Here is a 218-nt window from a genome sequence, read left to right on the forward strand (position 1 = left end):
GGTCAGCTCGCGCACGCTCAGGATCGGCTCGCGCTCCTGCGCCGCCGTATCGGGCGCGCTCCGGGCGCTCGGCGACACCGCCTGAATCGGCGCGACATCCGTGCCTGCGAGCAGCGGAAAGCGGGCCGGCAAATCCGTTCCTCGCATCGATCCGAGCCGCGGCACCGCTGCGAGCAGCGCACGCGTATAGACGTGAGATGGCGTATCGAAGATTTGCT

General features: G+C 68.8%; 1 pseudogene. It reads right to left on the minus strand.

The features are described 5' to 3' along the window. Positions 1-218: pseudogene (locus PXJ20_RS33185) on the minus strand (glutathione ABC transporter ATP-binding protein GsiA); the annotation flags it as partial.

This window comes from Paraburkholderia sp. A1RI_3L, from assembly GCF_048957895.1.
GTDB classification, from domain to species: Bacteria; Pseudomonadota; Gammaproteobacteria; order Burkholderiales; family Burkholderiaceae; genus Paraburkholderia; species Paraburkholderia kururiensis.